9 protein-coding genes and 1 pseudogene are annotated in these 15,075 nt (G+C 61.9%); 4 read left to right on the top strand and 6 right to left on the bottom strand.

Features of this window, described 5'->3' with window-relative positions:
* Positions 1 to 106: 106 nt before the first annotated feature.
* Both FFI87_RS32435 and FFI87_RS35155 read right to left on the bottom strand, forming a co-directional pair.
* On the bottom strand, positions 107 to 802 hold the full coding sequence (locus FFI87_RS32435; RefSeq protein WP_138850521.1) for an OmpA family protein: 696 nt from the start codon (positions 800 to 802) through the stop codon (positions 107 to 109).
* A gap of 109 nt (positions 803 to 911) precedes the next feature.
* Positions 912 to 1,745 carry a YadA family autotransporter adhesin gene (locus FFI87_RS35155; protein WP_228892179.1) on the bottom strand — a complete coding sequence of 278 codons (834 nt, stop codon included), beginning with the start codon at positions 1,743 to 1,745 and terminating at the stop codon, positions 912 to 914.
* Between FFI87_RS35155 and FFI87_RS32420 the strand changes: the two genes are divergently transcribed.
* Complete coding sequence (locus FFI87_RS32420; protein WP_249177328.1) at positions 1,729 to 3,099, top strand: hypothetical protein; 1,371 nt, start codon at positions 1,729 to 1,731, stop codon at positions 3,097 to 3,099. The genes FFI87_RS35155 and FFI87_RS32420 overlap by 17 nt on opposite strands.
* On the opposite strand, the pseudogene FFI87_RS35410 reads toward FFI87_RS32420, so the two are convergent.
* Positions 3,048 to 9,836 (bottom strand): annotated as a pseudogene (locus tag FFI87_RS35410) (ESPR-type extended signal peptide-containing protein); the annotation flags it as partial. The gene FFI87_RS32420 and the pseudogene FFI87_RS35410 overlap by 52 nt on opposite strands.
* A gap of 1,711 nt (positions 9,837 to 11,547) precedes the next feature.
* Here FFI87_RS35410 and FFI87_RS32370 point away from each other — a divergent pair.
* The gene (locus tag FFI87_RS32370; protein ID WP_012372664.1) at positions 11,548 to 11,814 is read left to right on the top strand and encodes a hypothetical protein; all 267 of its coding nucleotides are present in this window, start codon (positions 11,548 to 11,550) and stop codon (positions 11,812 to 11,814) included.
* A gap of 641 nt (positions 11,815 to 12,455) precedes the next feature.
* Entirely contained in the window at positions 12,456 to 12,851 is a 396-nt protein-coding gene (locus FFI87_RS32365; RefSeq protein WP_138850518.1) for a hypothetical protein, read from the top strand.
* Between the two features lie 281 nt (positions 12,852 to 13,132).
* On the opposite strand, the gene FFI87_RS32360 is transcribed toward FFI87_RS32365, so the two are convergent.
* The 3 genes from FFI87_RS32360 to FFI87_RS32350 form a co-directional block, all read right to left on the bottom strand.
* Positions 13,133 to 13,615, bottom strand: a complete 483-nt coding sequence (locus FFI87_RS32360; RefSeq protein WP_006753979.1) for a PRC-barrel domain-containing protein — start codon at positions 13,613 to 13,615, stop codon at positions 13,133 to 13,135.
* Positions 13,616 to 13,705: 90 nt separating this feature from the next.
* Positions 13,706 to 14,137, bottom strand: a complete 432-nt coding sequence (locus FFI87_RS32355; protein ID WP_011660523.1) for a CBS domain-containing protein — start codon at positions 14,135 to 14,137, stop codon at positions 13,706 to 13,708.
* 93 nt (positions 14,138 to 14,230) lie between these two features.
* Positions 14,231 to 14,482, bottom strand: coding sequence for a hypothetical protein (locus FFI87_RS32350; protein ID WP_138850517.1), 252 nt, complete (start codon positions 14,480 to 14,482; stop codon positions 14,231 to 14,233).
* A gap of 151 nt (positions 14,483 to 14,633) precedes the next feature.
* On the opposite strand from FFI87_RS32350, the gene FFI87_RS32345 reads away from it, so the two are divergent.
* Complete coding sequence (locus FFI87_RS32345) at positions 14,634 to 14,939, top strand: hypothetical protein (RefSeq protein ID WP_011660522.1); 306 nt, start codon at positions 14,634 to 14,636, stop codon at positions 14,937 to 14,939.
* Positions 14,940 to 15,075 lie beyond the last annotated feature (136 nt).

Here is a 15,075-nt window from a genome sequence, read left to right as displayed (position 1 = left end):
GAGTAACGACTCAACAAATTCGGTTATCGGCAGGGCGGAACGGTGAAATACGGGAAAATTTTCCGGGCCAAGTCAGATACTCATGCGTTATTCATGTGCTCACGCGTCATTCGAGCGTGATGTCCACGCGGCGATTCTTCGCGCGTCCGGCCGGTGTTGCATTGCTCGCAACGGGGTTGTTCTCGCCGTAGCCGCGCACGTCGAATTTCTGTGCCGACAGGCCATGTTCACGCAGATATTGCGCAACGGATTGAGCGCGCCGCTGCGACAACTGCTGATTGTGATCGGCGGTGCCGGTCGAGTCGGTATAGCCGCTGATCGTCACGGTTTTGAATGGTGTACCGTGTGCCGCTTCGATCAGCACATCGAGCTTGTCGCGAGCATCCGCCTTCAGCGTCGATTTGTCGGTGTCGAAGTTGGCGTCACTGTCGAGTGTGATGTGCTTCGCGGTAACAGGGGCAGCCGCGACAGGCGCCGGGACCGGCGCGGGTTTTACCGCGGCCGGCGGCGCGGGCTGAGCCGGCGTCGCGCACTGGAACGTCAGGATCCGCACGTCCCGCGGATTCTGCTCGTCACCCAGCGGTGCGACTGCTTCGAGCGGCTGCACCTGCTTTTTGCCGCAGATTTCCACCGCTTCGGAATAGCACGCTTCCTGCCCTTCAAAAAGACCATGACAATCGACGCGGTATGCCTGTTGCCCATTCGGCATGCTGACGCGATACGCATTCCACGTCGGGCCTTGTGAAGCGCAAGCCGCCAGCAGCACGGTTACACCGATAACAAGAAGGGATTTCGCTGACATTTTTTGGTTTCCTTGTTTGATTTGCCTGATCGGTTGCGCGGAACGGACCTGAGAGAGCGTCGCGTTCCGCGAGTCACAACGTCATCGCATTACGGCTTCGTTGGAATCCTTACCACTGGTAGGACGCGCCGACGCCGTAGGACTGACCGCCGCTGCTGATACCGACACCGCCGCGCACCTTCAGGTTGTTGGTAATGCGCGCGGTGAAGCCGATGGCCGTCGCGCCGTAACCCTGGAAGCTCGCACCGCCGATACCGACCGAAATCGTCTTGCCCTGGTCGACATCGGGAATCATCGTCAACGCAGTCGCGGCAGCGACACCGCCGTATGCCTTGCGGGCAACCGAATTGATGGAGTTGCTCAGGTCGTTCCGCACGTTCTGCAGTTGCGACATGTTCACGCCATCGGTCGGGTTGATACCCGGTCCGACGTTGGTCAAACGACGTTCGTTGCCGGCCGAGCCGATGGACACGGTGTTTTCCTGGTCCGCGACGGAATCCTTGCCCAGCGCAACGGAATTGCGTCCGCTCGCGATCGCACCCGCGCCCAACGCGGTCGCGTTGTCGCCCGATGCAGTCGAGTCGACGCCCATCGCGCTCGATTTCGCGCCGGTCGCGTTCGCGTTGTAGCCGATCGCCGTTGCAGCATTTCCAGCGGCGTTTGCCTTGTTGCCGAACGCGGAGGCATTGACGCCCCCGGCGGTCGCGTTCACGCCAACCGCGACAGCATCGGTACCCGTTGCGCCATCGTTGTTGTAGTTCCCGCCTTGCGTGCCGTTGTCGTTGATGCTGACGTAGTGCGGCTTGGCAGCACCGATCGCGCCAATTGCAGTCGACAGCGACGTGATGCCGGTGCTCGTGCTCGTGCTGAGCGAATCAAGCCCGCTCGTGACGGTGGAAAGACCCGTCGAAAGCGAACTCATACCGGTGGACAGCGACGACATACCGGTGCTCGTGGACGTGCTCAGGCTCGACACGGCGGTGCTGGTCGAAGTCGACAACGAGCTGACGCCCGTGCTCAGGCTCGATACCGAGGTCGACGTCGAAGTCGAAAGCGACGTGACCGAACTCGTCACGGTCGACAGACCCGTCGACAACGAAGACACGCCCGTGCTCAGCGAAGAAATGCCGGTGCTGGCCGACGTGCTCAACGAAGACATGCCGGTGCTCAGGCTGGAAATTCCCGTCGAAGTCGACGTCGAAAGCGACGACAGGCCGGTACTCAAGCTCGAGATGCCCGTGCTCAGCGAAGATATGCCGGTGCTGGTCGACGTCGAGAGCGAATCGATTCCGCTCGTCACCGTCGAAAGTCCGGTCGAGAGCGAGCTGACGCCGGTCGAAAGCGAGCTGATACCGGTGCTGGTCGAAGTCGACAGCGAGTCGACCGAACTCGTCACCGTGGAGAGGCCCGTACTGAGCGACGAAACACCGGTGCTCAGGCTGGACACCGCCGTGCTCGTGCTCGTGGACAGCGACGACACGCCGGTGCTGAGCGAAGAGATGCCGGTGGAAGTCGACGTCGACAGCGACGAAAGGCCGGTGCTCAGGCTGCTCACGCCCGTCGACAGCGACGACACTCCCGTGCTCAGAGAAGAAACCGCCGTGCTCGTGGACGTGGAAAGCGAATCGACACTGCTCGTCACCGTCGACAGGCCGGTGCTCAGGCTCGACACCGCGGTCGACGTGGACGTGGACAGCGACGAAACACCGGTGCTCAACGACGAAATCGCCGTGGAAGTCGACGTGCTCAACGACGAAACGCCCGTGCTCAAGCTGGAAACCGCCGTCGAAGTCGACGTGCTCAACGAATCGACGCTGCTCGTCACGGTCGACAGGCCGGTCGACAGCGAGCTGATGCCCGTGCTCAGGCTGGAGATGCCGGTACTCGTGGAAGTCGAGAGCGACGACACGCCGGTACTGAGGCTCGATACCGCCGTGGACGTCGACGTCGAGAGAGAAGACACGCCCGTGCTCAACGACGACAGGCCGGTGGACAGCGAGGAAATGCCCGTGCTGGTCGAGGTCGACAGCGAGCCGATCGCGGTGGACGTGGACGTGCTCAACGAATCCACGTTGCTCACGACCGTGGACAGCCCCGTGCTCAACGAAGAAATTCCCGTCGAGGTCGAGGTCGAGAGCGACGAAACACCCGTGCTCAGGCTCGAAACGGCGGTCGAGGTGGAAGTCGACAGCGACGAGATTCCCGTGCTCGTGGACGTGCTGAGCGATTCGATCGACTGGTTCGTCGCATCCAGCTGCGAACCATTGATTGCGTCCGTGCTGTCCTTCGAAATCTGACCGGCCGCCACGTTCGTCACCTGGCGTTCCTGGCCCGGTGCGCCGACGCTCACCACGCCGACCGGATTCGCACCCGCGAACGAGTACGTCGTGCCGCCGATCACCGCACTCGGCGTCGGGTGTGCGACGTCCGTGATCGAGCCTGCACCCAATGCGACGGAATTATCGTTCTTCGCATTGGCGCCGTCGCCGATCGCGACCGCGCTCGCGCCGCTGGCGGTGGCGTTCGTACCCGCCGCCAACGCATTGAGGCCGGTTGCACCGTCGTTGTTGTAGTTGCCTTCCTGCACGCCGTTGTCGTTGACGGAATAGTAGTGAGTCTTGCTTGCAGAAATAGCGGTGGACAACGAAGAAATGCCGGTGCTGGTCGAAGTCGACAGTGACGATACGCCGGTCGAAAGCGAATCGATCCCGCTCGTGACCGTCGAAAGGGCGGTGCTGGTGGACGTGCTCAAGCTGGAAATGCCGGTCGACGCACTCGTGCTGAGCGAAGAAACACCGGTGCTCAGCGAGCTTGCCACCGTGGACGTCGACGTGCTCAGTGACGAAATGCCCGTCGATGTCGAGGTCGACAACGACGAAATCCCGGTGCTGAGCGACGACACGCCGGTACTCAACGACGAAATGCCGCTGCTCGTGGACGTGCTGAGCGAATCAACGGCGCTCGTCACCGTGGACAGGCTTGCGCTGACGCTCGAGATTCCGGTCGAAGCAGAGGTGGAGAGCGACGAAATTCCCGTGCTTGCCGACGTCGACAGCGAACCGATGCTGCTCGTGACGCCCGAAATGCCGGTGCTCAGGCTCGAAACTGCCGTGCTGGTCGACGTCGACAGCGAATTGATTCCGCTGGTGACCGTGGACAGACCCGTCGAAGCCGACGTACTCAGCGAAGAAATGCCCGTGCTGAGTGAGTCAATGCCGCTCGTCACCGTCGACAATCCGGTGCTGGTCGACGTCGACAACGACGACATGCCGGTCGACAGCGACGAAATGCCCGTGCTCGTGGACGTGGACAGGGTTTCGATCGCCGTATTGGTCGCGTACAGTTGCGAGCCGTTGATCGCGTCGGTGCTGTCCTGCGTGATCTGGCCCGCGGCCACGTTGGTGATCTGGCGTTCGGCATCCTTCGCGCCGACGCTCACGACGCTTTGCGGATTTGCACCTGCGAACGTGTACGCATTTCCCCCGATCGTCGCACCCGCAGTCGGCGTTGCGGCGCCGGTAACGGAGCCGGAACCGAGTGCTATGTCGCCTGCATTCGTGGCCGCTGCGCCCGAGCCGATCGCAACCGACGTTGCGCCGGTCGCGTTCGCGTTGTTGCCGACCGCGACGCTTGCCGCGCCGCCCGCCGTTGCACCGACACCGGCCGCCAGCGCATTGATACCGGTTGCGCCGTCGTTGTCGTAGTTCGCGCCTTGCACGCCGTTGTCGTTCACGGAGTAGTAGTGCGTCTTGCTCGCTGAAATCGCGGTAGACAGCGAACTCGTTGCGCTCGACAAACCGGTCGACAGAGAACCAATCCCGCTCACGACGGTGGAAAGACCCGTCGACGTCGACGAAGAAACGGAGCTGATGCCGCTTGCGATCGTGGACAGGCTGGCCGACGTTGCCGTGCTGAGCGACGACATACCGGTCGACAGTGACGACACGCCCGTGCTCAACGATCCGATATTGCTGGTGACCGTGGACAAGGCGGTGCTGGTCGACGTGCTCAACGACGAAATGCCGGTCGAAGCCGACGTCGACAGCGACGACAAACCGGTGCTCAGCGAGCTGACGCCGGTGCTCAGGGACGAAACGCCCGTCGAAAGCGACGACACGCCCGTGCTGAGGCTGGAAACCGCCGTGGACGTGGACGTGCTCAGGCTCGACACACCCGTGCTCAAGCTCGACATTCCGGTCGATGCGGACGTGCTCAACGACGAAATGCCGGTGCTGGCGGATGTGGACAGCGACGCGACGTTGCTGTCGGTGGTCGAAAGACCGGTCGACAGCGAATTGATGCCGCTGGTGACGGTCGACAGGCCCGTACTGGTCGATGCGCTCAGCGACGAGATGCCCGTCGATGCCGACGTGCTGAGCGAAGACACGCCGGTGCTCAACGACGAAACACCGGTGCTGAGGCTCGACACCGCCGTGCTCGTGCTCGTGGACAGCGACGACACGCCCGTGCTCAGGCTGGAAACGGCCGTCGACGTGGAAGTCGAAAGCGTGTCGATTGCGGTATTGGTGGCGAAGAGTTGCGAGCCGTTGATCGCGTCCGTGCTGTCCTGCGTGACCTGTCCGGCGGCAACGTTCGTGATCTGACGTTCGCTGCCTGGCGCGCCAACGCTGACGACGCCCGCAGGCGCGGCGCCCGCGTATTGATACGTCGTGCCGCCGACCGTGCCGCTCGCGGTCGGAACAGCCGCGGCGGTCACGGAACCATTGCCCAGCGCAACCGAATTCGCGGTCGAGGCACTGGCGCCCTGGCCGATCGCAACAGCGTTCGTCGCGGTGGCCTCTGCGCCGTCACCCACGGCCACTGCGCTTTGTCCGGCAGCATTCGCGGCATAACCAACGGCCGCCGCATTGCTTCCCGCTGCGGTGGCGCCGACACCTGCCGCGATGGCATTGATGCCGGACGCCCCGTCGTTGTTGTAATTGCCGCCCTGGACGCCGTTGTCGTTGACGGAATAGTAGTGCGTCTTGCTGGCGGAAATGGCCGTCGAAAGCGAGCTTGCAATCGTGGAAGTCGACGTGCTCAACGAGGAAACGCCGGTGCTGAGGCTGCCGATACCGGTGCTCGCGCTCGTGGACAGCGACGAAATATTGCTGATCGCGCCGGACAGGCCGGTGGACAGCGAGCTGGCGGTCGTACTGGTGCTCGTGGACAGCGACGAAAGACCGGTACTCAGGCTGGAAATGCCCGTCGAAGCGGACGTGCTGAGCGAGCTGACGCCCGTGCTCAACGAGGATATGCCGGTCGAAGCCGACGTCGACAACGACGACAGGCCGGTGCTCAGGCTCGATACGCCGGTCGACAGCGAGGACACGCCCGTGCTCAGGCTGGAAACGGCCGTCGATGTGGAAGTGGAAAGCGACGACACCACCGTGCTTGCGGACGTGGACAGCGACGACAAACCGGTGGACAGCGAGCTCACACCCGTGCTGAGCGACGACACGCCCGTGCTCAGGCTGGAAATCCCCGTGCTCGCACTCGTGGACAGCGAGTCGACCGCGAGGTTCGTTGCATTGAGTTGCGAACCGTTGACCGCGTCGGTGCTATCCGGGCTCAGCTGACCGGCCGCTACGTTCGTGATTTGTCGTTCCGAGCCTTTCGCGCCGACACTGACGACGCTTTGCGGGCTGGTGCCGGCAAACGCGTATTGCGTGCCGCCAATCGTCGCGTTCGGCGTCGGATTGGGCGTGCCGGTGACGGAGCCGCTACCCAGCGCGACATCGTTCGCGTTCGTCGCCGTGGCGCCCGAACCGAATGCGATGCCACCGCTGGCCGTTGCGGCGGAAGCGTTGCCCAACGCGATCGAACCGGTGCCCGTGGCGCTGTTCGAATTGCCCATCGCGAGTGCGCCCGTGCCGTTCGCCGTATTGTTCATACCGACCGCGATGGCCCCGTCGCCGATCGCCGAATTCGGATCGCCGATCGCAACCGCGCCGTTACCGCTTGCGGTCTGCTGGTTGCCGATCGCGACGGCGCTGCCGCTCAGCACGGCCGACTTCGAACCGATGGCCACCGAGCCGGGGCCGGCCGTTGCCGCAACGCTGTTACTGTCGCCCATCGCGACGCTGGAAGCAGCCAGTGCCTGCGAGTCGTAGCCCACCGCCGCGGCATTCGCGCCGCCCGCCGACGCCCCTACGCCTGCGGCAATTGCGTTGACGCCGGTTGCCCCCTTGTTATCGTAATTGGCGCCCTGTGTTCCGCCGTCATTGACGCTGTAGTAGTGCGTTTTGTTCGCATCGACCGCGGTGCTGAGCGATGCAACGTTGCTGTTCGTCGTGGACAGACCCGTGGACAGGCTGCTGATTCCGGTCGAAGCCGAAGTCGAGAGCGAATTGACAGCGCTCGTGACACCAGAAATACCTGTGCTAAGCGAAGAAATTCCGGTGGATGCCGAAGTCGACAAAGACGACAGACCGGTGCTGAGCGAGGAGACACCCGTGCTCAACGAGCTTGCGACCGTGGAAAGCGAAGAAACACCGGTGCTCAGGCTGGAAACTGCCGTCGAGGTCGAAGTGCTCAACGAGGACACACCGGTGCTCAGACTCGATACCGCCGTGGAAGCGGAAGTCGAAAGCGAAGAAACACCTGTGCTAAGACTGGAAACTGCTGTCGAAGCGGAAGTGCTCAAAGATGAAACGCCGGTCGAAAGCGACGACACGCCAGTGCTCAAGCTCGATACAGCGGTCGATGTGGACGTGCTCAGCGAATCGACAGCCAGGTTCGTCGCATTGAGCTGCGAGCCATTGACGGCATCAGTGCTGTCGGGGGTGAGCTGGCCGGCCGCCACGTTCGTGATCTGGCGCTCAGCGCCTTGTGCGCCCACGCTCACGACGCTTGCCGGTTTCGCGCCTGCGAACGTATAGGCAGTTCCGCCAATCGTTGCGCCCGCCGTGGGATTCGATTTCGCCGTCACCGAGCCGGAACCGAGCGCTACATCACCGGTATTTGTCGTTGCTGCGTTCTGGCCGATCGCAACCGAATTAGCTGCTGCACCGGTTGCGGCATCGCCCAACGCGACAGCACTCGCACCGGCTGCGGTTGCGTTCGTGCCGATGGCAATCGCATTGACGCCGCTCGCACCGTTGTTGTCGTAGTTTCCTTGCTGCGTGCCGTTGTCGTTGATGCTGACGTAATGCGTGCGCGTCGTGGAAACGACCGTGCTCAGCGACGCGACGTTGCTGTTCGTCGTGGACAGTCCCGTCGAAAGGGAAGACACGCCCGTGCTCAGGCTCGATACACCGGTCGACAGCGAGCTGACACCCGTGGACAGACTGGAAACGCCAGTCGAAAGGGAGCTGATTGCTGTCGATGCGGAAGTGGACAGCGACGCGACGTTGCTGTTCGTCGTCGAAAGGCCGGTGCTGAGCGAACTGACGCCCGTGCTCAAGCTCGACATTCCGGTCGATGTGGAGGTCGACAGCGAATCGAGATTGCTGTCCGTGGTGGAAAGGCCCGTGCTCAGGCTCGAAACTGCGGTCGAAGTCGAAGTCGAAAGTGTTTCGATTGCGGTATTCGTTGCGAAGAGCTGCGAGCCGTTGATTGCGTCAGTACTTGTGCCGCTGACACGACCTGCGGCGACGTTTGTAACTTGGCGTTCAGCGCCGGGCTTGCCTACGCTAACAACGCTCGTCGGTGCGCCACCAGCATACGTGTACGTCTTGCCGCCGATCACGTCATTCGGCGACGGATTTGCGGCGGCAGTCACCGAACCCGTACCCAACGCAAGGCTGTTGGCGTTTGTGGCCGTTGCGCCGTTGCCGAGCGCCATCGCTCCAGCGGCCGAAGCAATGGCCGTTGCGCCGATTGCGGCCGAATTTCCGCCAACAGCCGAAGCGCCGCTACCGAGTGCAAGGTCGTTGGTGATCGTCGTGCTGCCTGCCACGCCGGCGACCGCGTTCGTGCCTGCTGCGAAAGAGTCGGTGCCGTTCGCTCGGCTGCCCGAGCCGATGGTCACGGCTCGCAACCCGGACGCAACTGCCGATACGCCGACGGCCGTTGCGTTCGTATTCGATGCCGTTGAATTCATACCAACGACTGTCGCGTTCACCCCTGAAGCCAGCGCGCTGTTACCCACGACGAGCGAATTCGTGTTGTTACTTATCGCGGAGGTACCGACTGCCATCGAGCCGCTGCCGCTTGCCGTTGCCAAAGTACCGATGCCCACGTTGTTTGCAAGAGAAGCAGTTGTGCCGACACCTATTGCAGTCGCATTTGTTCCGTTCGCCGTTGCTGTCGCACCGAGCGCCATACTCGATGTTGAACTCGCTAAGGCGTTCATACCGAGCGCAGTCGAATTTGTACCGTCCGCTTGCGCGGAGTATCCAAGCGCCATAGCTTGAGCACCGTCGGCGATTGCCGTGCGTCCGAGTGCGGTTGCGTTTACTGCTATTGCATTTGCGCCAACGCCGATAGCAACTGTGTAGTCCTGATTCGCCGTCGAAGCTGCGCCAATCGCAACTGAACCGGCGTTATCACTTGTCGCACCGATCCCGATCGACGCGCCATTAGCCGCATTTGCGCGGGCGTTAGGACCGAATGCGACGGAATTCAATCCGGTTGCGCGCGCAACGGTACCGAATGCCGACGCACCTTGCGCAGAAGCGGTCGCATTGATACCGACTGCTGTAGCGTTCATGCCCGTTACATATGCGCCTGCACCGATAGCAGTCGTGCCGGAAGCCGCCGCAGTTGCGCCGCAGCCAACCGCAACGGTCATAAGGTTCGCGGCTGTCGTTGTGTCCGTACACGCAGCACCGGGGATGTTGACGTATTGCGCATACGCTTCATCAGGCGCACTCAGACCGGCGGCAACTGCGACGGCAGCGACAGTCAGCACGCTAAGTGCCGGCATGCCATCCAAGAAGCCATCCACGATGCCGCTCATGGCGCCGGCTCCCGTATCCGGTGAACGAGTTACGACACTGCTGGCGCTTTTACCGCACGCCGAGTCCAGTTCGGACACAGCGACCCACGCGCCGAGAGCATCGTTCCATATGGATCGATAGTTCTTGTTCATTCTCTGATTCCTGTTGACGAAGGTTTGCGCGCCTACAGCAATGCGCCCCGTTCTCTCCCGCGACAGCCACCGCGTTCACGCACCGGGAGGTTCGTGCGTATTAAATGCGTCATCCTTTATTACTCAAAAACTCCGCGGCGATCCTAACGTAAACAACACGAAAAACGTATATGAGTGGATGAGTAAAGGAGTTAATCAGGAGTGGAATTGAGTTATTCAAAAACCCAATTTAATTAAGGTGTTGCGGGCGTGCAATATTTTCCGAAGCCTTATGCTGCGGGGCGGGGCGGTGTGTTATTCGGCGAAGCCGGGCGTGAATCGAAGATATAAAAGAGCTGATTTAATGCGCGGCAAGTGGTGAAAGTTCCAAGCATGGAAAATGCGGTCGTGTCTTTCTCGCCACACATGACTAAGAATATTTAAGGATTTTTAAGGTGTGGCGGCGACCTGTTCTCGATATCTATCCGGCAAATGCATCGGGCGGGTGATTTCCGTGCGCGTGGTCGCGGTGCCGACTGCAGTGCCGGCGGCTATGGCAGCAAGCGGCGCGTTGTGCGGTTCCAAATGCACGTGCGGCTGTTTTTGCGGTCACTCGGTACGCCTCGCCGCTGACCGGTACGCCCGACGTTGCCGGGGCAAACGGTTCCTCGCCGGTGTCCAGCGCCGTCGCCGCTGTCATGTGCAGGTTCGATGCGCGTCGGCTGCTGTCGCGGATGCGATAGGCGTAATCGCGACGCGCGACGCTTGCGCGCAGGGCCCGAATCGCGGCGCCGATGCGCGCAAACGATCACGTCGAGGTGAATACGTTCGCAGAACGCGCAAAGGGAGGGCGATTAGAAACTCCTGCGACTCACTCGCGGCGCATCCGGCGTCACTATCAACTGTCAAGCATGGTTAAGTCAGGGGCATGCGATGCCGTGGAGCCGTGCGCACGAACACAAAACTCGATACACTCGCGCTCACTTATCAGTTGTCTGTTGACATCGTCGGCAAGCCGGCAGTCGGGCGACAGTTCATCAAGCAAATTCAACAAGTGGCTGCCTCCGACAGGACGGTAGACACAAGTACAACGAACGGGGAATTTTGCGGCTTATGGAACGCTCTACGAGGCGCAAACCGCTAACGCATATGTTCGGGGCGCGCCGTCTTTACGGCGGCGATCATCATCCCGGATTGCACGTGCGGTCCTTCCTGATTTCAGTGCGCGTGAACCTGCGATCGGCTGTCGCGATCACATTGTCCGCCGCTGAATCGCGCAACAACGAAAGTACGACTCCGCGCTCGTCGCGCAGGTTTTCCGCCAGCTCCAGGCCATGCATTCGCGGGCGCGCCACGCGGCCGGAATTCAATCACGTTGTGACGTATTTCGGGTTCTGGGCCACGTTTGCACGCGAAATGCATGATCGCGCCCGCGGGTTTGTTACAAGACAGAAAAATTATTCGCTACATTGTTGACGTTGTATCTATTAACCACGCATACTTAACTCAACGACTCAATGGCATATATTGATGCGTTGAGTTGAGTAATCGAAATTGGCGGGGAATATATGATTGTGCAGGTGGTCGATGAAAAGAGCTGCGTTGGAAAATCCACGAGCGCCGTCAACCCTCGCGAGGTATCTGTCTAGCGGATCCGCACGCATCGCGGGTCAATTTTCCGCGAGCGCATGAGTTAATACACGGATGAGTGTTTGATTAAAACAGGAATGAAATGAACAAATTTCAGTTGAATCCGCGTTATGCGGCGGATGAGAGTGCGCCGAGCAAACCCATCGACCTCATCGCGGGCGCAACGTTCGTGCAGTCACAGGCGGCGAAGAGCCGCCCGGAGAAGCCGATCAGGCTCAACCTCGATATCGCTCCGGCGGTACACCGACTGCTCAAGCTGTACGCGCTCGAAAACGGGATGAGTGTGTCGGAAGTCGTCCGTTCGCTGATTGACGGGCTCGTGCGGCCCGAGCACCAGCAGCGACGCTAAGCAGGCAGAGCGGTGAAGGCCATTGCAGTGATCGGGAAATTCACACACCCGATCATTCGCGAACCGCAATGCTTCGTTCGGTGATGTGCGCGGGGGCATCCTGTCGACCGACTTAGCCATGTCCGTTTCGATCCGAAGGCAGGAAGATGCACCAGACTCTTTCCCGGTGCGGAGCACGAGGATGGTTATATGCGGATCTTCCCGAGCGACGCAGCCCGCCTTCGCTATAGCATGGTTTTTGAGTACTGCGACGGACATGCGCCGGCCGCCCGGGGTTGACGCCATATCGCAACCCGTGAGCGCGGCATAACGCGATCATGGACTCCCGTCGAGCCGCCCACGAGGCGGCTTTTTTGTTTGTTATGCGTGATATAGCTCGCGTGATAATGCGTGACGCAAGATCGTTGTAAGGCGGCATTGCGCCCGCACTGAGCGCCGCCCCGTAAACCCTTGAATTTCCGCACTAAAAAGCCGACCGATTATCAACCAGGAAGCGTTTTACTCGACTGTGTTGAAAGCATTACAGAAAAATCGGAATTACCAGATCGGCCAACGTTTGCGAGAAGGACTTTCCCCTGTGTCAGTTGGCGTGTGTTTTCGGTTACGATGCGAGCTTCGTGGAAATCAAGTGAGTAACGTAAATGAGTAAAGTAAAAACTCAAAAGCTCAGTGACACTCCGGCGCCGGCAAAGCGCGCGAAAGGTCCGGCATCGAAGACCGCCACGGCAAATCGGGATCTGTTCGGGGACGACAAAACGAGCGCAGCCGCCGCACCTGCCAAGCGCACGCGCGCCGGGTCCGCTGTCAAACGGCCCACGGCATCACGGCCCGCTACCACGCAGCCGACGGCGAAAGCCTCACCCAAGAGGGCCGCGCCCGTGGGTTCCGTACGGATCAATTTCGACCTTGAAAGGGTGATTCACAAGCGGTTGAAGATGTTGGCAGTCGAGGCCGATTTGACCATCGCGGACTGGATGCGGGCCCTGATTCAAAAAGAACTCGAACATATCGAGAAGACGGCGCGGCGCGCGCGATAAACGCGTGAACCGTTGTTCAGACTGTGGGCAATTGCTTGTTGTTTCGCATATATGCTCACCGGCGAGTCGATGTTTGCATCGCCATCGTTCGCAATCAACGTTGCGCACTACCAACCAAGGCCGGGCCGGAGCGTCGCGTCGAGGTGTTCCGGCTCGATGTCGTCGCAATACGTGTCCCACGCTGTCGCACCGGCGCAGGCGCGGCGCTTGTCCGGAGACAAAAAAAGCCCCGCATCGAGCGGGGCTCCGTCGGCTAACTCACCGGCAAATCGTAAGCCGTTTTAATGCGTGCCACGCGTACGCGGATCGTTGAGGTCTTCGGTCGGATCGGTCAGCCCGAGCTCGTCGCCCGCGCTCCAGTACGGCGTGCTGCCGTAGTACTCGTGCAGCGGCTCGGCCCATTGCGGGTCGGCCATCGCCGGCCAGTGATCCTTGTCGAAGCCCGGTGCGTTCTTGATCCGCTCTGACGATACCGACAGCAGGAAACATTTGCGTTCGGTATCGAGCGTCAGCGCGCTCCATGGAATCGCGAGCAGCTTGTCGCCGATGCCGAGCAGGCCGCCGCTCGAGAGCACCGCATACGCGATGCGGCCCGAGCGCACGTCGAGCATGATGTCCTTGATCTTGCCGACGTCGTCGCCATCGGTCGTATAGACCTTGTCGCCTTCCAGCGTGTCGGCCGCCATCACGTCGGGGCCGGGGCCCGCCGCCGTCGCGGCGCCCTTGCCGATGATGCGGGTCCGTCCTTGATCGGGAGTCTGCATGGTTGTCCTCCTGGCTGCATGGGGCGCGACAGTGCCCGGGATGGGCCCTCCGGGTCGCGCGGGTTATCGGGCGAGGCGAGGATCGCCCCGTCACGTCCGCTTCGGTTGCGACACGCCTTCGAGCGTGTTCGCGACTTCGTCGCGTATCGGGCCGGCCGTGCGCGTCGCGATGTCCGCGAGCGACAGCATGCCGACCAGACGCTGGTCGTGATCCACGACCGGCAGGCGGCGCAACTGCGCGTCCGCCATGTAATGCTGGATCTCGTCCAGCGGATCGTCCTCGAAACACCATTCGATCGGGCCCGACGCGACTTCATGAATCCGCGTTTCCGGCGGCTTGCCGACCGAGATCGCGCGCACCGTGAGGTCGCGGTCCGTGACCATCCCGACCAGCCGGTTGTTGTCGCACACGGGCAGCGCGCCGATGTCGTAGCGCTCCATCAGTTGCGCGGCATGCCGGATCGAGTCGGTCGGCGCGATATGCACGACGTCCTGCGACATGATTTCGTTGACGCGATGCATCAGGTCCTCCTTCCAGGTTGAAGCGGGGCCATTCGATTCAGCAAGCGGCGTGCCGCGTCGCGCGCGGCCACCGCACCTTCCGGCCGTCATCCGTCACTTGTCGCGACGTTTGGCCGGGTCCTGCCATGGGCCGTCGTCGTGCGTGCCCGGCGGCGTGTCGGGTTCGATGCGCGTGACGCCGCCGGTCGCGGGCGGATCGCTGGCGGGAAACGTGTCCTCGAGATGCTTGTCGATGTGCCGCTCCGAGTGGCGCGTTTTCGTCTGATCCTGGTGCTTCAGCGGCGGCGACGTGTCCGGTTGCTCGTGCGCCGGCGCGTCGCGGCCGGACCGGGTCGAATCCTTCATGGCAAGCCTCCGTGTCGGTGACGATGAACCATTCAGCGCAACGGCCGTGCCCGCGGCGGGATGCGGCACGCGATTTGCCGCTTGGGCGGCAACGACGACGCGCGGCCCGATATGCCGCACATGTACACACGCACAGCAAGCAGGAGGCACGATGACCAATCCCAAACAGCGACCAGGGGTGCGCTATGAAGTCAACGTATGCGGCGGCGGGTTCGATTCGGTGAAGAGCCATTTCAGCACGTGGAAACACGAGCCGCTGATCTACCGGCCCGATCGCAGGATGTTCGAAGGCAAGGCCGACGTGCGGCCGCTCGGCGACGAGACGTTCGGCTCGACTGAGCCGGCGCGCCTGGCGCTGCAGCGCGCGTGCGACCCGCACGATCCGTATGCGCTCGCCGCGCGGGTGCGCGACGACGGCCGCGAGCTATGGCTCGTGATGGCCGCATACGAAGCGTAGCGACTCTCTTGAAAGAATTGCAGCGCGCGGTGTAGCGAATGCACGGCGTGCGGTGTGGGGGCATGCGTGTGCATGCGGACGGTGCGGGACTGGACGGCACGCGGCGGGCACGCGGCGGGCACGTAGAGGGCACACG

Source organism: Burkholderia sp. KBS0801, from assembly GCF_005937855.2.
GTDB lineage: Bacteria > Pseudomonadota > Gammaproteobacteria > Burkholderiales > Burkholderiaceae > Burkholderia > Burkholderia ambifaria.
This window is presented reverse-complemented; position numbering and strand designations above follow the sequence as displayed.